The organism is Frondihabitans sp. PhB161, assembly GCF_003814635.1.
GTDB lineage: Bacteria > Actinomycetota > Actinomycetes > Actinomycetales > Microbacteriaceae > Frondihabitans.
Map to the genome: position 1 here is coordinate 766291 of NZ_RKQW01000001.1, position 21496 is coordinate 787786.

Below are 21496 nucleotides of genomic sequence, written 5' to 3' on the forward strand. Positions count from 1 at the left end.
CGGAGTTCTCTTGACCGACCTCAAAAACGACAGCGCCGCCCGGTGGGCTGCTGCTGCGCAACTTGCAGAAGGCGTCACCGACGACGGCTTCCACAAACGCAGGGCCCGCATCCTTCTCCAGATCGGCGTCCTCATCGCCGCGTCCTGGGTCACAGGATTCGTGGTGGCCCTTCTATTCCTTCCGGAATCCTCGTCAAGCACGGGCACCAGCTCTAATGGAGGCTCCGGGCAGTTGATCGTCCAGATCGTCTTCCTCAGTCTTGGTCTGCTCGTTGGCGTCGTAGGTTTCATCTGGGCCAAACGCACCGGGCACTACATCACCCGGTGGCGTGCCGTCGGAAGCCCATTGAATCGGCAAGAAAAGAAAAGCGTCAGAAAACAGATCAACGGAAAAGTCGAACCCGACACCGAGCACCTTCCCGTCGTCGCGGCAATCGCGAACCAAAACCGTCGCGCGACGCTCGGAATACCGCCAATCTACGCAGCTGCAGTCCTTCTGGCGATTGCCACCGCGGTCGGTTCCAATGAGCTGTTCATCAAGCTCCTCGAGCTCGGCGTCTCTGTTCTCTTCGTCGTGGTCGCCGTTCAGCTCGTCGTCTTCTACAGGAAAGCTGGCCACTTCATTGATCGGCACGGCCGTCAGTCCGCATGACCGACCAGGACGAATTTCGGGCACCACTCGCTCATGTTCCCTCGGGCCTCTTCGGCGGCGGTGCCGGCATGGTCATGGGCGCACTCATTCTTGGCCTGTCCCTCTTCGCCGGCACGTCTTTCCGTCAAGGTACTGTCATCGGAGTCGTTTTCGGTGTGCTCATCGGTATTGCCTTCACGGTGTTGGCCATGTGGGCCAAACGGCGAAACGCTACCCAGCAGATCACTCTCGGGCAACGCGTCAATAAGGCGCTCCAGAAGGGCCGCGTACCAGAAGGTGCTGACCCTGCCGAGTGGCGATCCAAGCTCGAACAGTCGCGCAAATTCTGGAGAATCATGACGACCGCCGGTCTGATCCTTTACCCGGCGCTTGTTGTCCTCGGGATTGTCGTTGTCGCCTCCGGTCGTGGCGGATGGAGAATAGGTCACTACGGTCTTACGACAATGATTACAAGTGCGCGCGGTGGCCTTATCGCTTTGGAAATCTGTGATGCCTTCGGCGCTCCAGTGACTATTGAGATCTTGACGTCTGCGTTTCATGAGCTAGTGGGCCGGGTGGCCGTTCTTCGGGAACGTACTATCCACGAGGATTTCTGCGCGGGTGAGCTCATGGAGTGCGGTCATCTGCTGAGCATGAGCACTCTTGTTAGCGCCAATCTTGGAGTGTGCGTTCCGCCCGTTCAAGAAATCATGCGGGCCCAATTAGGCGTCACGACGTCCTGGCTCGAAGCCACCCAGCCAGGCTAAGGAGCGTCATCGACGTCACCCCCTGAGCGTGTCGGCGAGCTAAGCCGCATCTACCACGAGCTTTCGGAGGGCGATGAGGCTGTCCCGGAGACGTGTTTTCATTGTGCCGAGAGGGACACCAGCTCGCACCGCTGCCTCCGTGTTCGTCAGCCCCTGAAAGTACGTGAGCTCCAACGCTTCCCGCTGATGTGGGGTGAGGTGACCCATCGCGGTGCGAACGCACTGATGCTCCAGTTGCACTTCGGCGGTTCCGGCAACGTCATCAACTGATTCTTGAAAATCTCGAATACCCACGGTCAGGTCACGGTCCCGACTCGACTGAGACGAGCGAACACGGTCGATTGCCCTTCGGTGAGCCATGGTCAACGCCCACGATGCCGCCTTTCCCCGCGTCGGGTCGAACCGTGACGCGGTCTGCCAAATCTCGAGGAACACATCCTGAGTCACTTCTTCTGACTGTGAGGAGTCGACCAGCACTCGCTTGATGAGACCGAACAAACGGCCGCAGATCCGGTCGTAGAACAGGGTGAAAGCGCCATGATTCCCCTCCGCAACCAATGCAAGGAGGTCTTCGTCTGTTCGTGGTGCGTCGGGCGGTGGGGTAGCGGCAAGCGTCATCGGGTTGTCCTTGAGTGCCGCAGTCTCGGCACGACCAACTGCGCCGGTCGGGTCCGGAGCAGATGACTGCACACTATGCGTTCGCATGCAACCATGCGCCCCCAGAACAGGGGTAGACCGGCACGCCAGAAACCCCCTCTCGACGTGTACCCCACTTGAAGGCGCCTTTCGCCCGGGCCGCCTACTGTCCCCGTCATCGGTGACCTGAGGATCAGGTCGCCCCGACTCGAGGAGCACATCCGCGTGAAGGCACTCATCTACCACGGCCCGAAAAACGTTAGCGTCGACGAGGTCGAGGACGCCAAGATCGAACACCCCGACGACATCCTGGTCAAGATCACCGCCACGAACATCTGCGGATCTGACCTGCACATGTACGAGGGCCGCACCGACTACGAGGAGGGCCGTGCGTTCGGCCACGAGAACCTCGGCGAGATTGTCGAGGTCGGCGCCGGCGTCTCGAAGCTGTCCATCGGCGAACGTGTCGTGCTGCCGTTCAACGTCGCGTGCGGCCACTGCAAGAACTGCGAGAAAGGCATGACGAGCTACTGCCTCACCATGCAGCCCGAACCCGCCTACGCGGGCGCCGCCTTCGGATTCGCCGACATGGGCCCGTACCAGGGCGGCCAGGCCGAATTGCTGCGGGTCCCGTTCGGCGACTTCAACGCTCTCCGCCTCGGGGAGGACTCGGTCGAGAAGGAGAACGACTACGTCATGCTCTCCGACATCTTCCCCACCGGCTGGCACTGCGCCGAACTGGCGCAGGTCGCTCCCGGCGACACCGTCGTCATTTACGGAGCCGGCCCGGTCGGTCTCATGGCAGCTCTCAGCTGCTCGATCAAGGGCGCTGCGCGCATCTTCGTGGTCGATCACGTCGCCGACCGGCTGAAGCTCGCCGAGTCGATCGGCGCGATCGCCGTGGACGACTCGAAGGTTGACCCAGTCCAGTACGTCCTCGACCAAACCCTCGGACTTGGAGCCGACGCTGGCCTCGAATGCGTCGGCTTCCAGGGCACCGGCACCGGCGGCAAGGAAGAGCCAAACCTCATCATGAACCGGCTCATTGCCTCGGTTCGGTTCACCGGCCACATTGGCGTCGTCGGCGTCTACGTGCCCGAGGACCCGAACGCGCAGGACGAGCTGGCAAAGAAGGGACAGTTCGCTCTCGATTGGGGAATGCTGTGGTTCAAGGGCATCTCGATCGGCACCGGCCAGGCTCCGGTGAAGAAGTACAACCGTCAACTGCGCGACCTCATCACGGCCGGCAAGGCGGAGCCGTCGTTCATCGTCAGCCACAACTTGCCCCTCGGCGATGCCCCAGACGCGTACAAGCACTTCGACGCACGCGACGACGGCTGGACGAAGGTCGTGCTGCACCCGTGACGAAAGCCGACCACGAAGGCACCCGACACGAGTTCGAAAAAGCGGTGAACATGACCGCCTCCGAAATCGAGAAGTGGCTCGGCACCGACGAATCGAAAGAGGTCGGACAGAAGACCGACGGTCACGAATCCGTTGGGCACGAGAGCGGACGCCACATCATCCGCATCCTGCACAAGAAGCAGGCCGACCTGACGGGTGCCGACTATGCGCACATGCGCAAGGTGATCGGCTACGTCGCCCGCCATTCCAAGCAGCGCCCCGAAGGTGACATCAGCGAGACTCCGTGGAGGTACTCGCTGATGAATTGGGGAAACGACCCGCAGAAGAAGAAGTAGACCGGCGAAGCCGGCAGAACGAAGGAGTACCTCATGAAGGCAGTCGTCTGGCACGGAGTCGGCGACATCCGCCTCGACTCGGTCGCGGATCCCACGATCCAGGAGCCCACAGACGCGATCGTCGAGATTACTCGCAGCGCCATCTGCGGCACGGATCTCCACTTCATCCGCGGCACGATGGCCGGTATGAACGAGGGCACGATCCTCGGGCATGAGGCGGTCGGCGTGGTCCGAGAGGTCGGTTCGGCGGTGCGCGGCTTCACGGCGGGCGACCGCGTGATCATCAACTCGACCATCTCGTGCGGCGTCTGCCGGTACTGCCGCGTAGGGCAAACGGCGCAGTGCGACTTTGCAAACCCCAACGGCCCGTCGGCCGGTACCAGCTTCTTCGGCGGTCCCGCCGGCACCGGCCCGGTCAATGGCCTGCAAGCCGAGTACGCCCGGGTGCCGTTCGCACAGAACACCCTCACGCCGATCCCCGATGGCGTCACCGACGATCAGGCGATCTTGCTGTCGGACATTTTCCCCACGTCGTGGTTCGGCGCCCAGCTCGCCGACATCCGTCGCGGTGACAATGTGGCCGTCTACGGTGCGGGCATCGTCGGCCAGCTGGCCGTCGCCTCCGCCTTCCGACAGGGCGCATCACGCGTCTTCGCCGTCGACGGCATCCAGACGCGTCTCGCGGTCGCCCTCGGCCAGCACGCCGAGGTGGTCGACTTCAATCACGAGGATCCCGTGGAGGCGATCATGGACGCCACGCGCGGCATGGGCGTCGACGCGGTCATCGACGCTGTCGGTGTCGACGCGCAGAGTCCGAAGTCGGGTCCAGCGGCCGAGGCCGCCGCTGAACAGTCGGACGATCTCGCGCGCGAGGTGGCGCAGGTGGCGCCCGAGCAGAACACCGACGGCGACAATTGGATTCCCGGAGACGCGCCATCGCAGGCCGCACAGTGGGCCGTCCAGACCGTTGCCAAGTACGGGCGAATCGGCATCATCGGCGTGTACTCGCCCGATATGGCGAGCTACCCCATCGGGGCCGCCATGAACAAGAACCTCACAATCCGCATGGGCAACTGCGACCACCACTCCGTGACGCCGCCGCTGGTAGACCTCGTCGCCACAGGGCTCTTCGACCCGACAGCGTTCATCACGCAGGAGCTGCCGACGACTTCGGCGATCGATGCCTATAGGAGCTTCGACCGTCGGGAAGAGGGCTGGCTGAAGACGGTCCTCGATGTGACGGCGGCGAGCTGATGGGAATCAATGTCAGCGAGTTCGTGATCAACCGGATCAAGGAGTGGGGTGTCAGCCGCGTCTTCGGATTCCCCGGCGACGGCATCGGCGAGTTCGACGGGATGCTCGGCAAGGCCGACCGCGACGGCGACGGCCTCGAGTACATTCGCCCGACGCACGAGGAGATCTCATCGCTGATGGCGGTGGCGCACGCGAAATTCACCGGCGAAGTGGGTGTCTGCATCGCAACGTCGAGCCCGGGCGCGTTCCACATGCTGAACGGCCTCTACGACGCGCAGATGGACAACCAGCCGGTCGTCGCCATCGTCGGCCAGCAAGGTCTGGCGTCCCTCGGAACATTCGTCCAGCAGGAATCGAACCTGGAGCGTGCCTTCCAGGACGTGGCCTGCTACGTCCAGACGATCACGACCCCCGACCAGGCGCAGGCCGTAATCGACACCGCCTTCAGGACAGCCAAGTTGCGTCTCCAGCCCGCCGTCGTGATCCTCCCGCACGATGTCCAGGCGATGCCGTGGTCAGAACCCGAGCCGGCCAACTGGGTCTCGCGGTCGAGTGCCGCCGCCCCGTCGACGCGCATCGCTCCGCCGCTCGATGAGATCCGGAAGCTCGCCGACCTCATCAACGCCGGGTCGAAGGTCTCCTTCCTCGTCGGGCACGGTGCGACGGGAGCGACCGACGAGGCCCTCGAGGCCGCCGAACTCGCCGGAGCGGGAATCATCACGTCGCTTCGGGGCAAAGCCGTCGTGCCCTCGGACATCCCGCATCACACGCAGCAGCTCGGCCTTCTGGGATCGAAACCGAGCCTGGATCAGATGAAGGGGTGCGACACCCTGATCCTGCTCGGCGCCAACTACCCGTACGGCCAATTCCTGCCCGCCACCGGCCAGGCCCGCGCAGCCCAGGTCGATCTGAAACCCGAGCAGCTCGGCATCCGGTACCCGACCGAGCTCAACCTGTGGGGCGACGTGAAGGCCGTCCTCACGGCGCTGATTCCTCTGCTGCAGCGTAAGGAGGACCGCTCCTGGCAAGACAAGGTCGCCAGCGAGATGGTGGCCTGGGAGAAAGAGATGCAGGATCAGGCCATGCTGTCGTACGACGACGGCGCCAACCCGCGCCGGGTGTTCCACGAACTCAATGCCAGGCTCCCCGAGAACGCGATCGTCACCTGCGATGCTGGCACGACCGCCGACTGGTACGGGCACCACATCCGGCTCCGCCGCGGAATGATGGGCGACATGTCGGGCCGCCTCGCGACGATGCTCGCCGCCATGCCCTACGCGACGGCGGCGAAATTCGCGTACCCGGAGCGGACGGTCGTCTGCACCATCGGCGACGGCGCCTTCCAGATGCTCGGCATGAACGAGCTGATCACCATCAGGAAGTACCTGACGAAATGGTCGAACAAGCAGCTGATCATCGCGATCATGCACAACGACGACCTCGGCCAGGTCTCCTGGGAGATGCGCACCGAAGACGGAAACCCGATGTGGCGCGGCTCGCAAGACGTCGAGACGATGAATTACGCCGCCTACGCCGAGCTGCTCGGCTTCAAGGGCATCACCATCACCGACGACGATCACACTGCAGCAGCCTGGGACGCCGCCTTCGCCCACGACGGCGTCACCGTCATCGACGCCCGCGTCAGCCGGAACGTGCCGCCCCTGCCGCCGCACATCACCGCCGAATACGCGATCAACACCGCCAAGTCACTCCTCAAGGGAGACCCGGTCGAGCTCGGCGTCGTAAAGGACTCGGCGAAAGCGATGGCTGCAGAGGGCGTCGATCGTGTGAAGGACGCCTTGCACCTCGGCCGCGAGACGGACTGATCGGGCCGACTTCACACAAATGCCTGCTATTTCAACAACGAGACGGCGCGGGCGATGACAAGCCCCAGCAGGATGAAGCCCGTGGCCGACTCCAGGGCCATGAGCGCTTTGGCGCGGATCGACAGCGGCATCGTGTCCGTCGGGCTGAAAGCCATCGAGTTGGTCAACGAGAAGTAGAAGTAATCGAAGTACGACGCTACCCACCCGGTCTTCTCTGATGACCGGGTTGCGACCTCCTTCACGGCGTCGGCGTCCTCGTCCTGTGGAAAACGGAAGTCGGCGTCGGGCATGCTCGCCCGCTCGGCGTGACGCCTTGTCACCGGTCCGCCGCGGTCGAGCTCCCAGTAGACGAGGGCGTACGCGATGATGCCGGTCAGCCACACCTGCAGCGCCGCCAGCAGCAGGCGCGGCCCGTCCTCGGACGAGGATGTCACCAGCTGCGTGACGAGCTGGGCGAAGGCGACGAGGTTCGCCGCGACGAGAAGGAATGCGATCCCGCTGGAGACGTACTTCGACCACCGCGTCTCTCGGTGCATCCGGGCCGGGTTGAGGACGATCAGCGGGATCATGGCGACGACTCCGACGGCGACGACGCCGAAGCGCAGCGGTGGCCAGAACGTGCTCGGGAGGGTCGCGTACAGCGCTAGTGCGACGAGGAGGGCGATTACGGCCGGTAGGCGGTGCTCAGAGCGCTCGCTCCACGGGGAGCTCGTCATCGTGAGTAGCCGGCGGATGCGGCTGCGGACGCGGCTGCGAGGTCGTCGAGCCTGACAAGAGGCTTGATCACGAGTCGGCTCCGAGACGCCAGCCGGTGACGTCGGGGTGGTCCTCGCCGTGCTCGTAGGCGTAGGCCCGCGCCTCCGCCCGAAGCCGCTCGAACTCGGCCGCGGCGTCTGGGTGCCGCGACGACAGCCCCGGCACGTACTTCAGGACGTCGAGAACGAGCTTGTACCGATCGATGTCGTTGAGCATGGCCATGTCGAACGGGGTCGTCGTCGTGCCCCTCTCCTGGAACCCGCGCACGTGGATGTTGTCGTGCCCGTGCCGGCGATACGTGAGTTGATGGACCAGCGAGGGATACCCGTGGAAGTCGAACACCACCGGGCGGTCGCTCGTGAACAGCGCGTCGAACTGGTCGTCGGTGAAACCGTGAGGGTGCTCCCGCTGATCCTGCAGCTTCATCAGGTCGACGACGTTCACCACACGCACGGCCACCTCGGGGAAGCTCCTGCGGATGATGTCGGCGGCCGCAACCGTCTCGAGGGTCGGCACGTCCCCGGCACAGGCGAGCACCACGTCGGGGAGAGGGTCGTCGCGACCCGGCGAGCCCGCGGTCCCAGCCCAGTCCCAGATGCTTGCCCCGAGCCGCACGTGCTCTTCGGCCTCCTCCATGCTGAGCCAGGCCGGCTGTTCCTGCTTGCCGGCGACGACAACTTGAACGGTGTCGACGTCGCGGAGCGCCTTGTCCATGACCGCGAGGAGCGTGTTGGCGTCGGGCGCGAGCGAGATCCTGACCAGGTGGGCCTGCTTGTTGACGACGACGTCGAGGAAACCAGGGTCCTGGTGCGAGAAGCCGTTGTGGTCCTGGCGCCAGACATGCGACGACAGCAGATACACGAACGACGAGATGGGACGGCGCCACTCGATGTCCTTGGTCGCCTCCAGCCACTTCGCGTGCTGATTGAACATCGAGTCGACGATGTGCACGAACGCCTCGTACGTGTTGAGAACACCGTGGCGGCCGGTCAGCAGATAACCCTCGAGCAGGCCCTGCAACAGGTGCTCGCTCAGCACCTCGGTGACGCGGCCGGAGCGTGCCTGGTGCTCGTCGGTGCCCAAGATCTGGGCGCCCCACTGCCGGTCGGTGACGTCGAAGACGTCGTCGAGTTTGTTAGACACCGTCTCGTCCGGGCCGAACAGCCGGAGCGTCGACGGGTTGTCGCGCATCACATCGACGAGCCACGCGCCAAAGCCCTTCGTCGCCGAAGCGCTCATCGTTCGCGAGCCGCCGGTGTCGATGCCGTGGACCCGGAAGTCCGCGAGTCGCAGGTCGGTGCGGATCCGGCCGCCGTTCGCGAACGGCGTCGCGCTCATGCGGGCGTCGCCGTGCGGCTTCACGGTCGAGAGCGAATCGTCGGGGATCCCAGCGTCACCGAAGAGCGCCTCCGGGTCGTACGACTTCATCCACTCCTTGAGCTGTCGGAGGTGCTCGGGGTTCTCCCGCACCTCGGCGAGCGGCACCTGGTGTGCACGCCAGGTGTTCTCGACCGGTTTGCCGTCGACCTCCTTCGGCCCGGTCCAGCCCTTGGGCGTGCGGAGGATGATCATGGGCCAGCGAACGGGCGCAGGATCGGCGGATCCGACGTCGCCCCCGCCCCGAGCCGCGGACTGGATCCCGTCGATCAGCCCAAGAGCCTCGTCGACAGCATCAGCCATGCGTTCGTGTACCGGTGCGGTCTCCTCGCCGTCGTAGCCGCCCGACACCACGATCGGCTCGTACCCGTAGCCGCGGAACAGCGCCAGCAGGTCGTCTTCGGGAATGCGCGCGAGGATGGTGGGGTTGGCGATCTTGTACCCGTTGAGGTTGAGGATCGGGAGCACCGCCCCATCGTGCTCGGGGTCGAGAAGCTTGCCCGCGTGCCAGCTGGTCGCGAGCGGTCCGGTCTCGGCCTCGCCGTCGCCGACGACGCACGCGGCGATCAGGTCGGGATTGTCGAGTACGGCACCGAACGCGTGCGACAGGGAATAGCCCAGCTCACCGCCCTCGTTGATCGAGCCCGGCACATTCGGTGCGTCGTGCGACGGGATCCCGCCGGGGAAGGAGAACTGACGGAACAGCTTCTGCATCCCGGCCTTGTCGCGTGTCACGTCGGGTACGAGTTCCGAGTACGTGCCGTCGAGCCACGCGTTGGCGACCATCGCCGGGCCGCCGTGCCCGGGGCCGCAGACATAGATCATCTGCCGGCCGTCGCGGACGATCACCCGATTCAGGTGCGCGTAGACGAAGTTCAGCGCCGGGGAGGTGCCCCAGTGGCCCAGGAGACGCGGCTTGATGCGTTCTGGTGCGAGCGGCTCCTGCAGCAGCGGGTCGTCCATCAGATAGATCTGACCGACGGTCAGGTAGTTGGCGGCGCGCCACCAGGCGTCAACAGCTTCCAGTTCAGAGGTCGAGGTCACACCTCTACTCTGCCCCCGTCTTTGTGAAGCCGACCGCGAGCCGTTAGCCGCTCGAAGGGTTGTTAGTCGACTAGTTGTCGGCGATCCGGGCTGATCTCGTAAACCGGCATACGGCCATGGTGACCGAGGCAGTGGCCAGGCTGATGAGTGCGTCGTGGGACGAGCTGCGGCGGCGTGCCCCTGTCATCATCAGTGGACGCCAGCGTGCCCTACGCCTTGAAGGACCGTGTAGGCGCTCTCATGAGCAGACGCGGCATCTGCTTCCACAGCTTTCTCGCCGTCCACGACTGGTTCTGCCGTGACGAGGACGCACCTCGGACAGGTTGCTTGTGACGATTGCGACTCTGGGCGGTTACCAGTTCGGGGTGGAGTGAGCGAGCGTGTGGGCCGGGTAGTGGCCGAAACGTTCGGCGTAGTGGGCGGCGAAGCGGCCTGCGTGGCCGATTCCCCATTTCCGGGCGACGGCTGCGACGGTGGTGGTGCTCGGGTCGGAGCGGGCGAGTTCGGTGTGGATTCGGTCCAGCCGTACTTGTCGCAGGTACGTGTTGGGGGTGACTTCGAACAGGCGGAGAAAGGCTTGCTGCAATGTTCGAAGACTGATGTTGGCAATTTGTGCCAGGTCGGTGGTGGTGATGGGCAGGTGGGCGTGTTCGTGAATGTATTCGACAGCGAGGCGCACACGGGCGTTTGTGGGCAGCAGCAGTTCCGGGGGGAGCTCGTTTGTGGTGAGGGGGTACAGCTCGATGAGGGCGACGGCTGCCATTCGTCCCATCTCGGCTTGCAGTATGGGGCTCGCAGTGCGGTCAAGGACAGTGTGGGAGATGAGAGAGACCGTGTTCCGCCATTGCTGAATGGTGGTGGCTGCGGGCATGACGGTGTGATCGAACCGGAGGGTTGCGCCATCGAGGCCCCGTTCTGCGAGGACGGCCGTGACGGCGTCGTGGTTGACCTGGATGAGGCGTTGGTCGTAGTCGGTGAAACTGAACCGGAAGGGGGCATTCGGCCACATCTGTGGCCGGCCGGGTTCCATCGTTATTTGCGTTTTCCCGACGTCGAGAAGGCCTTGTCCCCTGTTGGTCCAGGTGACAACGAAATCGTTCCCCGCGGGCATTTCGCCTTCAAGGTGGCCCTGGAATCGGACTGCTCGCACCGTCATGGTGTCGTCACCGGTAGCCGCATACCGGTAGGAGAATTCGGAGTCGGACTCTTCCGCGTGCCACTCGATCCCGTGATAGGCCACGGCGAGAACATCGCGGGCATCGTCGATGTTGGTTCCGCTTGAATCGTGGTGAATGCGGCCTGTGGTCTCAGTCATGGTCTCATCGTCAGTATCGACGATCAGTAGGCCCGATTTGGCACCTTCATCCAGAAAACGCACTGCTTCGAGCTGGTTGGGCTCAGAAGGAGTCGGGTGCGGCCTCGCGCTGGTGATAGACGGCCATCAGCATGGCTGCGGCGGCCCGAGCGGCCCGGGCGGGTTGCACCGTGTGATGGACTCCCGATTCGGCGCGGGCGCCTTGGATGAGGAGGGTGAGAGCTTCCGCAATGGGGGTGGGCATCCCGGCTCGAGCAACGAGAACGCTGATGTGCCGTTCCACTTCGGTGAAGTGTTGTTCGACGAGGCGGGCCACGACCGGGTCGTTCCGGCCGAGCTCACCGTTCGCGTTGATGAACGCACATCCCCGCCAGGTCTTGTCGGAGAAGGATTCCTCGAGGTACGAAAAAATGTTCAGGATCTCGTCGCGAGGGTCGTTGGTGGTGTCGCCGATGAGTTGTAACCGGTCCACCCAGCCTTGGTGCTTCCATGCGAGAACCGCGACAACGAGCGCCTGTTTGGTCGGGTAGACGGCATGGAGTAAGTCCGTGGTGATGCCGGCTTTGCCCGCAATGGCCTCGAGTGACACCGGGGTGATGCCGTTGAGGGTGAAAAGGTCGTCGGCGGCTGCGACGGCGGCGCGTTGAATGTCCGTCAGCGGGGTGGCCGCGGTGAGGGTGGGAGCAGGAGTCATAACCAGAATTCGGTGGGGGTGTTTGCCACCATACGTGTCTGCCCTGCGGGACTGTCCGTGTGGTCCACTTCTCGCCGAATAACAGTCCCAGCCGATCCGATAATCGCAAATCAGAGGCTGAAGAGCGGTAACCGCTCGTTTTCGGTGCGGCCCGGTTCTATCTTCGTGGTGTCGGACCGCTCTTGATCCGGCCTGGTGCTTGCACCCTCTTGGATAAGGAGCCATCCCTATGGACACCACCCCCACACGCTCAGCAGTTCACGCGGCAACGATGCCGACGTTTCGCCTCATTCCCGCCGATCGGGCCTCGTACCGTCCGGCAGCACGAACCGGGCACGTTCCTGTGTCCTCACCTCGGCACACCGCCCTTCCGGCACCGGTGACCGTGGGAGCGGCCATCACTGCTCTGGCGTGCAGTTCAATTGCCGCGGCCGCACTGATGATGGGTCTTGGCCGATGAATCGCAGAGACCCGGTGGTCGACATGGTCGATCAGAGCACCTACGTGTCGAACCCGGACGCAACGCCGGCGAAGATCCACGCTTATCCCAAACGCCGAATCACCCCAGGCGCGGATCAATCAGCGCCCCCGCGGCAGACAAGACGCGGCATCGGATCCCGCGCCAACGAGGCCAATGGGCCCCGCTATGCCGACTTTTTTGCCTCAGACACACAGAGCAGAGCCGCGTCCTAATTTTCTGGCCTGACCGCACCTACCGGTGGTGGGCCTAGAGGCCCAGCAAAGAGTGCTCCGGTGCGACGGGGTCTGGGGTAGCGGGTGTGGTCTCGTACCGGCGCAGTTCTGTTTCCGCTTGCATGGCGAGAATCTGGAGCGCCTCCATCGAGACGGCCGTGTCGGCCTTGGGGCTGCTGTTGTAGAGACAGAACGTGCCGATCGTCTCGCCGGTGGTGGAGGTGAGGGGGTGACCGGCGTAGAAGTCCATCCCGGTGATGTCGATGAACGCGTTGCCTTTGAACCGCGGGTCCTTCTGCGCGTCCGGAACGACGAGAGGGGCTTGCTGTTGGACGACGGCGTTGCAGTACACCAGTTCTGCCGGGGCCGATTTGGGGAGGACGTGGGTGTTGACGGCGAACCAGACCCGGTCGCCGTCGATCAGAGATACCCCTGCGAGATCGACGGCGAAGGTGTCTTGCGCCAACGCGGCGAGGCGCTGTAGTTCGTCGGAGCCACCCGTTGCCGCCTGGTCGATCAGAGTCTTCGTCCCGGACCAGGCGTACTCCGTTTCGACCAGAGGCTTTGGTGGTGTCGGGTTGAGAGCTCGCACTGTGTCTAAAGCGAGGGAGAGGTGCGTGGCGATATCACTGGCCCAGGACCGGTACACGGAAGTGGACCCAAGCGGCATGCCGGGGTCCATGACCGGTTCCGGGAGCCGGAAGTAGGTGATGGCCGAAAAGTCGGAAGTGATGTCTTCCACCACTTTGTTCATCCGGCCTGCATGGAACTCCGCCACATTCCCCAAGGCTTTGTTGTAGGGGGTGACGGAGCGCACCGGCTGCAGGCCCGCGACCACCATCGGCGTTCCCACGTTGGTCTTCTCGGTCAAGTATTCGAGGAGGGCCCGGTAGTCTTCTTCCCACTTTTTGAGCGGGGTCAACCGGACCGCGTCGTTCATCCCGAGCACGACCACCACGGCGTCGTACTGGGCGAGGTTGTGGTCACCGATCCACGCCCGGGTGGAGGCGATCGTCATGGCCTCGTCTCCGATGTAGTGAACCGAGCAAGGCCGGCCGGTCTCGGCTCGGCATTCGTTGGCGAGGTGTCCGGTGATAGCTAGACGGTGCGTGAGGACACCCCACCCGTGGAGGGGCCCGTTGCCGATGAGGAGCACGTTATCCGCGCCGGGTTGGGTGGCGGTGACCGTGGGGGCATCGAGGGGTTTGGGGGAGGAGCCGCCAGCAGCTATCTCGGTGGCGTACCAAGCCCGCATGATCGGTCGCAGAAACTCATACATGTTCGTGTCCCCTTTCGGGAATTCCAGGTGCCGGACCCGGGTGATACCCGCGGCATGGGGCGGACATGACACGCACCGTGACTCCATTTTTGTCTGGATTATCCGTTGCTGGCACCCCCAGAACGCGCGGCGACGTCGGCCCACCGGACGCGATCGCACCGCCGCGGGGACCCCCAAGGTGTGGGGTGCGCCGTCGACCAGACCAAGACCGGTGAGTCTCGCCTGCCTCATCAGGTCCGGAACCCCGGGGAAAGGGTGGGGTCGGTACCCGAACCGGACCCCACCCGAGACCTGCCACAGGTCGCACCCGATTGCGACGCAGCCCCTGATCTCTGACCGGATCGGTGAATCCGGCTGTATGTCATTGTGCGAGGGAATGTCACGAACGCCTGAGAGCCTGCGAACGGGACGTGGCATATCGAAGGTCCAGGATGCGTTGGCGGTGCACTGAGTGTTGGGTAGACGAAATGCGCAGCTCGCCTTCGGTGGGATCTCAGAGTGGAACGATTGGTCTGCCGGTTGGTAACCGGCGAAGGTCATGGTTCATAGGAGTCCACTGATCCGGTCTCTTGTCGGCGATGGCCGCGGGTCTCCTCGCCCGGGCGAGGAGATCCGCATTCCCGTGTTCGGGTATCGGTTGAACCTGCCTGGCGAAGTCGCAGTGGCGAATCTGCCGAGCGCCACGCGACACCGCTATGCCTGTAGCAGGCGAGGGCCGAGGAGGCCGCGCCGGCTATCGCACACGGGGCACCGTCACCGGAACCTTATTCGGACTACCTATCTGAGACGCAGGGGCCGGCGTGGTTTGGGGGAGTGGCTGCGGCCAGCGATCGTCCGGTAAACGATCGCCGCTGGGTCGGTTCCACCTGATTTCAATAGAGCCGCGACTGCGGGCCCAGGTGGTGTCGCTCATGCCGAAGTCCAGCGGTATGGGAAAGCGGGGTCGCCCGGACGTGTTCGATCAGACCGCCCGACGCGGTTGGCTTCCTGACGGGGTCTACCTTCCGTTGGGGTTCTACGACAGCGCACCTAACCCCCGGTAGGAGCCAGGTACGCAGTCTTGGGCCCATCAAGGACAACTTGGAGGACACGGCTGCGATCTGCTCCCTCTTCGGGGTGGTCGTGGCCGTTCCGGTAATTTTCGCTGCGATCGGTTAGGTGTCAGTGCCCCCTGTGTGCGGTCCGCTATCTGACGGTGACGACTGACGGTGGCGCGCCGTATGGTCCCGCGACGATGACGCGAAGCGGTGGGGCCTTCTTGTGGAGGGGCTTAGTCACCTCAACCAGGCTCACCCGTTCCGTGAAGGCGACGGCCGCACCCAAAGCTGAGATGGTCTATTGGGCCGAAGTAGGGTCGGGTATGACTTTTTCCGAGGCGAACCTAGGGGCTCTGGTCTCCGATCCCGACGTCCTCGAGCTCGCGGCATTCGCGGCTGAGGCGGGAGGCGGGAATCCCGCTGGGATCGTCCTCGACGCCAGCGAGCTGTCCACCGAACGGATGCAGGCGATCGCGACCCGGGTCGGGTTTCCCGAGACGGCGTTCTTGGTCGACCCGGCGGTCGGCGGCGACCCACGACAAGTGCGCATCCGCTACTTCTCGCCCGGTGCCGAGCTGCCGTTCTGCGGTCACGCCACCATCGCGACGGCCGTCGTGCTGGCCGAGCAGCACGGCATCGGCAACTTCGCCTTCGACACCGGGGTCGGCCCGCTCGTCATCGACACCGTTCTCGGCATTGACGGAACGGTCACGGCATCATTCACGAGTGTCGAACCGGCCGTTCGTGATCTCGATGCGGCAACCACGGGGATCCTGCTCGATCTTTTGGGGTTGACCGTTGGCGACCTCGACGAGCGGTGGCCGGTGCGGGAGGCCTACGCAGGCAACTGGCATCCCGTTGTGGCCATTCGCGAGGCAGAGACCTTCGACAGCTTCGGGTTCGATCCGACGCCCGTCGCCGCTCTGATGGCGAAGCAGGGGTGGAGCGGAACGATCACGGTCGTCCACGCGGTTCACGGGGCAGAAGGGCTCGTGGTCGAGGCGAGGAACCTCTTCCCGGTGGGATCGATCACCGAGGATCCAGCCACGGGTTCGGCAGCCGCAGCTCTCGGGGGCTACCTGCGTGAGATTGCCGCGGTCACCCCGCCAGCTCGATTCGTCGTGCACCAGGGTCGTCACGTCGGGCGTCCGAGCATCCTGGTGGTCGACGTACCAGCTGCAGGAGGGATCACGGTGAGTGGCACGGCCGTGCTGCTCAACTCCGCTGAGTGACCGGGCGCAACCAGGACCCCTCAGGAGAGCGGGTATTGCGCCCTGAGGTGTCTGATCCGGCACCCGCGACGACCTGAGCTGGGTCGCAGGCTCCGCCGGCGGTCGCTACGACGGCGGTGTCGAGCTGCGCTGGGATCGCGAGGTCGCACCACTCGCGCGCATAGCCGACAAGATCTGCGTCGTCGGCGACTGGACCATACGCCAGACGGTCATCCCGTTGCCGAAGTCGAGATTTCCGGGCTCACTCTCGACGAGGACTCCGCGATCCTCGCTCTGTTTTCCGGCCGACCGCCAATTCACGAGGAAGAGGACGCCTCGCGAGAATTGTGACGCGCAGCTGGCTGCTGCCCGATAGACGGTCGTTCATCGGGACACCTGCTCGAGTTGCTCTCGGCGGGATGCGGTCAAGAGGCGCCTGACCTGCGGATTCGCGTATGCCTGTCCCGCAAAGATGCCCGGTGACGGGGGTCTAAACGCGACAGTCGTCGGATGCTCATCGGATACGCCCGCGTCTCGACGTCTGGGCAAGACCTCACGGCACAACGTGACGGTCTTGCAGCACTCGGTGTTGACGATCAGTACGTGCATGTTGACCACGGGCTATCGGGCACGACTCGAGCGCGTCCGGGGCTCCGCGAGGCCCTCGCCGCGTGCCGTGCCGGCGACGTCCTGGTGGTCACCAAGCTTGACCGCTTAGCCCGCTCACTTCGCGACGCAACCGACATCGCGGACGAGCTCACGAAGAAGGGCGTCGCGCTCAACCTCGGGGGAGCGGTCTACGACCCCACCGACCCCATCGGCCGGCTTCTGTTCAACGTCCTAGGCATGGTCGCCGAGTTCGAGGCCGACCTCATCCGTGCCCGCACCCGCGAGGGGATGGCGATTGCTAAGGCCGCCGGCAAGCTCCGTGGCCGCAAGCCCAAGCTCACCCCCTCGCGGGAGAAGCACCTTGTGAAGCTGCACCACGGTGGTGCACACACAACGAGCGAGATCGCAGAGTTGTTTGGTGTGGCTCGATCGACGGTCTATCGAGCTATTCAGCGAGCGGCGCCCTCGGAGTAGTTCCCAGAACCGACGCCGGCCGACGACGTCTCACTTTTTGTGGTGAGTAATGCCTGTCGGGACACTTTAATCCTGGTCGCTCAAAGCTGCGGCGGTGCCGACGTGCCGGTGAATGACTTCGTGTGACCACATCCGTGGGGCGGGACGCGCATCCTGGCCGATGCGGCGGACTAACTCTTCTACGCCAGCAGCGATTCGCAAGGAGCAGGGAAGGTCTGAAAGCTGCTTGCGTGAACTTTTCAAGTGCCGTCGATGTCGATGGGAAGGTCAAGTTCTGTTTCGACAGCGGAATACAGGTCGATATTCTCGTCAGAGGTATGAAGCGAGAGAATTAGGGAGTATCGCACCGGAAGTTGTAGGCGATCTTTCCGTTTATTCCGTTTCCACCAACCTCCGACGGGGTAGACGCCGATGAGCCCGCACGCGGCCAGTTCTTGTCCGGTGCCCTGCCAGATGTCTTGGTGCAACGAGCCGAGGTCGCGCTGATGAGCTCCGATAAGCCAGTGCTCGGCGCCAGACGCTCGCGTTGTTGTGGGGGTGGGGTCGGCTGTGGTGGTCCCGGTGGCGTCCTCGTCGTGTTCGGCTTCTCGGTTCAGTCGTGAGATGAACTCCGCCTCGGTGAGGTCGGTGGGCGCCTTGAGCTCGAAGCGGAACGCGTGAGACGGGTACGTGTATCGCTGGCGCCAGCCTCGACGTGAGGCGGATGGTTCCACGAAGTAAGACAGAGTCACCCTCAACGTGACCACGCCGGCGCCGATCTGTTCCAGCACCTCGGTTGGCCATGGCAGATCATGCAGCCGGAAGTGCCGCATCGCGTAGTCGGTACCTTCGAAGGGGACAAAGGTGTCCTGAACGACCATGGTTACGGTCTGCCGAGATGAGCGGAGGACGGCATCCTCAGTGGGTACGCCCCATCCATACCGGCGCAGCAGCATCAATTTCTTCTCCCGCGCGGGTCCGACCGCGTCAATCTCTGCGCGCATAGCGTCAGTCCACTCAGCAGCATGAACGATCAGCCCGCGGACCGTTTCGGCCCAGTATTCCGGGTAGTGAGCCATAGTCAACGCGCTGAGCCGTGCGGCTTGCGCCGCGGCGGCGCTGGTCGCGTTCGCCGATGTCAACGCAAGGTCGTTGGTGATACCCGTCGATCGCAGCGACGCCACGGGGTGGCGGGTTTCAAACGTTCCGTGTCCGTCAGTAAGAACGTTGCCGCCCTCAAAACAGACGTCCGGTTTAATTGGCCATGGGCGTTTACCGAACAGTAGAGACGTTCGGCTATGCGGCGATAATTCGCCCGCCTGCGCTTGAGTGGACCAGCCCGTATAGTCAAGGTCGGCGGGGGTGGACGTCAGGTCGGTGTAGGCGCCCACGGTGAGGGCATTCCATGCTTGCGCGGGGTCGGCGACGGCAGAGGTGTCGGAGTTGTCCCGGTGATCGTTGCTGTACTGGTCGACGTTTCCAGCGGCAATCACCACAAGCCGAGTGGCATCCGGGTTGGGCGAGGAGAGCAGCTGGAGGTTTTCACCGTCGCGGACGATGTCACTGCCGACAGCAAGAGCGTCCACCGTGGCGGACCACAATGTGGGTTGGCCGGGCTTGTCTGGTGTGGTCGAGAGCGGCATACAGAACACCCGCGCACGGGTGCGTGTGAGCTCGACCCGAGCTACGGCATCAGCGGTGACGGTGCCGTAGTCCTGCGGATCGGTGTCTGCCTCGCCGTAATGGGGGAGGACCCGGACCGATTCCAGTCGGTGCTGCAGCTGCACCGAACCGGTTCCAGTGAGAAGCTCGTCCATGGGCCCGAGAAGCGCGAGGCCGGCCATGGCCGTACCGTGGCCTGCGCGGTCGGTCGCGATGGTGCCAATGACGGTGTGCAGGTCCGCCGAATCAAGGGAAGTGTGCAGGAGGCGGTGCGTGCGGAGCACTCCGGTATCGAGGTGAGTGACGGCGGGGGCGTTAATGTCGGCAGGGACAATGCGGGTGGCGAGATCCTCGACGTACTCGTCCTGCTCCGCTTGCTCGAGGTCATGGATGCTGTCGGTGAAAGCCGGCCGGCGTACTTCAGCCACGGGAATGGCGGTGAACGGAAGAACGTCGAGCTGGCTCCAAGTTGCCCGCACCCACATGATCACGCGGTCATTGAGAGTCATTGACCGGTCCAGGACCTCCCAGCCGAGAGCGGTGAGAAACGTCTTAGCAGTCTCGACTGTCCCTTCTGCCGGCTCTAGCCAGAGCTCCCACCAGTGCAGCCCTTGTGTGGGTGGCTCACCGGCGGATTGCCATAGGTCATGCAACACGGTGCGCCGGATGGCGGCGATGTTCGCCACCAGCTGCCGGTTTGCCGGGTTGCCCTCCGGGGTCTCCCAGTTCTTCTCTGCTCCTTTCGCGGACTTCTTTTCGAGGTAATCCTCGAACAACTTCAAGAACCGTGTTCGCCCGGTGTCCGCGACCCATACGATTGCGCGCTCGGGTTGTGTTTCAGTGGCTGGATGCACAGACAGCAACAGCCATCGTGGCGTCGATGGTGTTTTGGTTCCGCCGCGGGTGACTCGGTGAAGGGTGTCGAGCTTGAGCGGGAATGCGGCTGACGCACCTTCAAGGGTGATGATGCTACCCAGCGTGCGCAGCTCCGCAATGGTTAGGTTCGCTTCGGTGCGACTCTGGTCCGTTGCTACAAAAGCGCTGTTCAATTGACCATGCATTGCCCTTCCGTGCGCGCGGTACTCAACCTCTCGGATGAGTGGGTTGCCGCCGCCGCGGCGGTGAAATGACTCGTTCTTGGCACGATCGACCACATGCAGGTGGGCGAGGTGTCGAAGCTCTTCAGCCAAGGCTGGCAGCTCGACGGGTTGTCAACGCGGCCGCGAGGTCGGCTGCGGCGACCGAGCGTTGCCCTCGCATGAGGGCGCTCTTTGCGGCATCCTCGGATGCTTTGACAAGATCCGCGTGGCTAAGACCATCGGTTACGGGGTCGATGCTTTCCCACCGCATGCTCTTGACCAACGATCCCAAGCGCCCACGGATGACGGAGCGGGCTTGGAGCCGGTCGGGGAGTGTGTATGTCAGGACCATGTCGAATCGACGAAAGAGGGCCCGGTCGAGGATAGATCGGTGGTTGGTGGCGGCGACCACAAGGCTTTCTGGGCTCGCCTGTTCCAAGAACACCAGGAACGAGTTGAGAATACGGCGGGCTTCGCCAACGTCGTTCCCGGATCGGTCGGCGCCAAGCGCATCAAATTCGTCGAACAGGTACACCCCACGCCGGTCTGCGACGGCATCGAACACAAGCCGCAGCTTTCCGGCAGTCTCACCCATGTATCGGCTTAGGAGGCTGTCGAGACGCACAGTGAACATGGGTAGGTCGAGTTCGTGCGCTAGGACCGCAGCGGTCATGGTTTTGCCCGTACCCGGGGGGCCTTCCAGCAGCAGCCGGTGTGTGGGCGCGAATCCGTGCTCGAGGAGCACTGCGCGCTGCCGTTGCTCGGCCATGACCTGCTGTAACCGGCCGATCAGGTCAGTGGATCCGACAAAGGTGTCTAGGTCGACGTCGGGATGGGATGCCTCGACGAGATCCGCAAGATCGCCCCGAGGCTGCGCGAGCCGAGTGACGTTCTGACGCGGCGGTGCCTGCCGCGAGGTGTCCACAGCCTTTTTGATGCCGTCCGCGAGAACGTGATGGCCCTGCCGCGCTTCCCGTGCGGCGATCTGCAACGCCACCGAGTAGAACGCGGAATCATCACCGGATGCGTGGCTGCGGACCATCGCCGTGATGTGGTTACCCAGAGCCGCCACCGGTTCCCCCCTTCGCTCCGGGATCGCGCTCCCGCTCTTTGACAGTGTAGAAGCTCACATCCGGGACCGGTCGCCGCCGGGCCACGCGCACCCAGTCCAATAGCACTCATGCGCCGAAACCCGCTTCCAGAACCTTAGTCGCACTCGGTGGCGTCATGCTCGCCGTTGGAGGTCTGGTCATGCTCCGGGAGAGTGGCCGAGGCGCGGCGGCGTTCGGTGGTGGAGTGGCTATCGGACGGGCGTCTCTTTGCTCTCGAACTCCGCCCAGGACGCGCAATAGCGAGCCTCGCGCATCAGGAACCTGCGCGTAATGTTCCCGTTGGCGCAACGAGCACCGCTAGTCGACGCTTCACGTAGCAGACCATAAGTCGGCGCTGGCGCTCGTCATTGACAGGCTGTGA

The 21496-nt window shown here is 64.0% G+C and carries 15 protein-coding genes and 1 pseudogene; 8 read left to right on the forward strand and 8 right to left on the reverse strand.

Going from position 1 to position 21496, the window contains the following annotated elements:
* The first annotated feature begins 10 nt into the window (after positions 1 to 10).
* Both EDF39_RS03750 and EDF39_RS03755 read left to right on the forward strand, forming a co-directional pair.
* Positions 11 to 652, forward strand: coding sequence for a hypothetical protein (locus EDF39_RS03750; RefSeq protein WP_123940607.1), 642 nt, complete (start codon positions 11 to 13; stop codon positions 650 to 652).
* Positions 649 to 1398 (forward strand): hypothetical protein, encoded by a 750-nt coding sequence (locus tag EDF39_RS03755; RefSeq protein ID WP_123940609.1) that lies wholly within the window; start codon positions 649 to 651, stop codon positions 1396 to 1398. Before EDF39_RS03750 ends, EDF39_RS03755 begins: the two co-directional genes overlap by 4 nt.
* A 39-nt stretch (positions 1399 to 1437) precedes the next feature.
* On the opposite strand, the gene sigK is transcribed toward EDF39_RS03755, so the two are convergent.
* On the reverse strand, positions 1438 to 2016 hold the full coding sequence (gene sigK / locus EDF39_RS03760) for an ECF RNA polymerase sigma factor SigK (RefSeq protein WP_123940611.1): 579 nt from the start codon (positions 2014 to 2016) through the stop codon (positions 1438 to 1440).
* 243 nt (positions 2017 to 2259) lie between these two features.
* Here sigK and EDF39_RS03765 point away from each other — a divergent pair, with 243 nt between their 5' ends.
* The 4 genes from EDF39_RS03765 to EDF39_RS03780 are packed head-to-tail and all read left to right on the forward strand — an operon-like array spanning position 2260 to position 6814.
* Complete coding sequence (locus EDF39_RS03765) at positions 2260 to 3399, forward strand: glutathione-independent formaldehyde dehydrogenase (protein ID WP_123940613.1); 1140 nt, start codon at positions 2260 to 2262, stop codon at positions 3397 to 3399.
* Positions 3396 to 3734 (forward strand): DUF3140 domain-containing protein, encoded by a 339-nt coding sequence (locus tag EDF39_RS03770; protein WP_123940615.1) that lies wholly within the window; start codon positions 3396 to 3398, stop codon positions 3732 to 3734. Before EDF39_RS03765 ends, EDF39_RS03770 begins: the two co-directional genes overlap by 4 nt.
* 33 nt (positions 3735 to 3767) lie before the next feature.
* Positions 3768 to 4988: an alcohol dehydrogenase catalytic domain-containing protein gene (locus tag EDF39_RS03775; RefSeq protein WP_123940617.1), complete on the forward strand. Its 1221-nt coding sequence runs from the start codon at positions 3768 to 3770 to the stop codon at positions 4986 to 4988.
* Positions 4988 to 6814 carry a thiamine pyrophosphate-requiring protein gene (locus EDF39_RS03780; protein WP_123940619.1) on the forward strand — a complete coding sequence of 609 codons (1827 nt, stop codon included), beginning with the start codon at positions 4988 to 4990 and terminating at the stop codon, positions 6812 to 6814. The genes EDF39_RS03775 and EDF39_RS03780 overlap by 1 nt, the downstream gene beginning before the upstream one ends.
* Positions 6815 to 6840: 26 nt before the next feature.
* Here the strand turns inward: EDF39_RS03780 and EDF39_RS03785 are convergent, their stop codons facing one another.
* The 5 genes and pseudogenes from EDF39_RS03785 to EDF39_RS03805 all read right to left on the reverse strand — a co-directional run bounded on the left by EDF39_RS03785 (position 6841) and on the right by EDF39_RS03805 (position 13972).
* On the reverse strand, positions 6841 to 7530 hold the full coding sequence (locus tag EDF39_RS03785; protein ID WP_123940621.1) for a DUF1345 domain-containing protein: 690 nt from the start codon (positions 7528 to 7530) through the stop codon (positions 6841 to 6843).
* Positions 7531 to 7597: 67 nt separating this feature from the next.
* A pseudogene (locus EDF39_RS03790) lies at positions 7598 to 10009 on the reverse strand (phosphoketolase); the annotation flags it as partial.
* 334 nt (positions 10010 to 10343) lie between these two features.
* Positions 10344 to 11306 carry a helix-turn-helix domain-containing protein gene (locus EDF39_RS03795; protein ID WP_123940625.1) on the reverse strand — a complete coding sequence of 321 codons (963 nt, stop codon included), beginning with the start codon at positions 11304 to 11306 and terminating at the stop codon, positions 10344 to 10346.
* A gap of 82 nt (positions 11307 to 11388) precedes the next feature.
* On the reverse strand, positions 11389 to 12000 hold the full coding sequence (locus tag EDF39_RS03800) for a TetR/AcrR family transcriptional regulator (RefSeq protein WP_158613150.1): 612 nt from the start codon (positions 11998 to 12000) through the stop codon (positions 11389 to 11391).
* A gap of 727 nt (positions 12001 to 12727) precedes the next feature.
* Positions 12728 to 13972: a GAF domain-containing protein gene (locus EDF39_RS03805; protein WP_158613151.1), complete on the reverse strand. Its 1245-nt coding sequence runs from the start codon at positions 13970 to 13972 to the stop codon at positions 12728 to 12730.
* A 1360-nt stretch (positions 13973 to 15332) separates the two neighbouring features.
* On the opposite strand from EDF39_RS03805, the gene EDF39_RS03810 reads away from it, so the two are divergent.
* Complete coding sequence (locus EDF39_RS03810) at positions 15333 to 16241, forward strand: PhzF family phenazine biosynthesis protein (protein ID WP_123940631.1); 909 nt, start codon at positions 15333 to 15335, stop codon at positions 16239 to 16241.
* Positions 16242 to 16730: 489 nt separating this feature from the next.
* Positions 16731 to 17303, forward strand: a complete 573-nt coding sequence (locus EDF39_RS03815; RefSeq protein WP_123940633.1) for a recombinase family protein — start codon at positions 16731 to 16733, stop codon at positions 17301 to 17303.
* Between the two features lie 239 nt (positions 17304 to 17542).
* On the opposite strand, the gene EDF39_RS03820 is transcribed toward EDF39_RS03815, so the two are convergent.
* Both EDF39_RS03820 and EDF39_RS03825 read right to left on the reverse strand, forming a co-directional pair.
* The gene (locus EDF39_RS03820; protein ID WP_233572953.1) at positions 17543 to 20134 is read right to left on the reverse strand and encodes a S8 family peptidase; all 2592 of its coding nucleotides are present in this window, start codon (positions 20132 to 20134) and stop codon (positions 17543 to 17545) included.
* A complete protein-coding gene (locus tag EDF39_RS03825) occupies positions 20127 to 21095 on the reverse strand; it encodes an AAA family ATPase (RefSeq protein WP_123940635.1) in 969 nt (322 codons plus the stop codon). Before EDF39_RS03825 ends, EDF39_RS03820 begins: the two co-directional genes overlap by 8 nt.
* Between the last annotated feature and the right edge of the window lie 401 nt (positions 21096 to 21496).

What these genes read in the sequence shown, in the direction of transcription:
- EDF39_RS03755 (WP_123940609.1), top strand. Translation starts at nt 649, where the DNA reads ATGACCGACCAGGACGAATTTCGGGCACCACTCGCTCATGTTCCCTCG.
- sigK (WP_123940611.1), bottom strand. Translation starts at nt 2,016, where the DNA reads ATGACGCTTGCCGCTACCCCACCGCCCGACGCACCACGAACAGACGAA.
- EDF39_RS03775 (WP_123940617.1), top strand. Translation starts at nt 3,768, where the DNA reads ATGAAGGCAGTCGTCTGGCACGGAGTCGGCGACATCCGCCTCGACTCG.
- EDF39_RS03780 (WP_123940619.1), top strand. Translation starts at nt 4,988, where the DNA reads ATGGGAATCAATGTCAGCGAGTTCGTGATCAACCGGATCAAGGAGTGG.
- EDF39_RS03785 (WP_123940621.1), bottom strand. Translation starts at nt 7,530, where the DNA reads ATGACGAGCTCCCCGTGGAGCGAGCGCTCTGAGCACCGCCTACCGGCC.
- EDF39_RS03795 (WP_123940625.1), bottom strand. Translation starts at nt 11,306, where the DNA reads ATGACTGAGACCACAGGCCGCATTCACCACGATTCAAGCGGAACCAAC.
- EDF39_RS03800 (WP_158613150.1), bottom strand. Translation starts at nt 12,000, where the DNA reads ATGACTCCTGCTCCCACCCTCACCGCGGCCACCCCGCTGACGGACATT.
- EDF39_RS03805 (WP_158613151.1), bottom strand. Translation starts at nt 13,972, where the DNA reads ATGTATGAGTTTCTGCGACCGATCATGCGGGCTTGGTACGCCACCGAG.
- EDF39_RS03810 (WP_123940631.1), top strand. Translation starts at nt 15,333, where the DNA reads ATGACTTTTTCCGAGGCGAACCTAGGGGCTCTGGTCTCCGATCCCGAC.
- EDF39_RS03815 (WP_123940633.1), top strand. Translation starts at nt 16,731, where the DNA reads ATGCTCATCGGATACGCCCGCGTCTCGACGTCTGGGCAAGACCTCACG.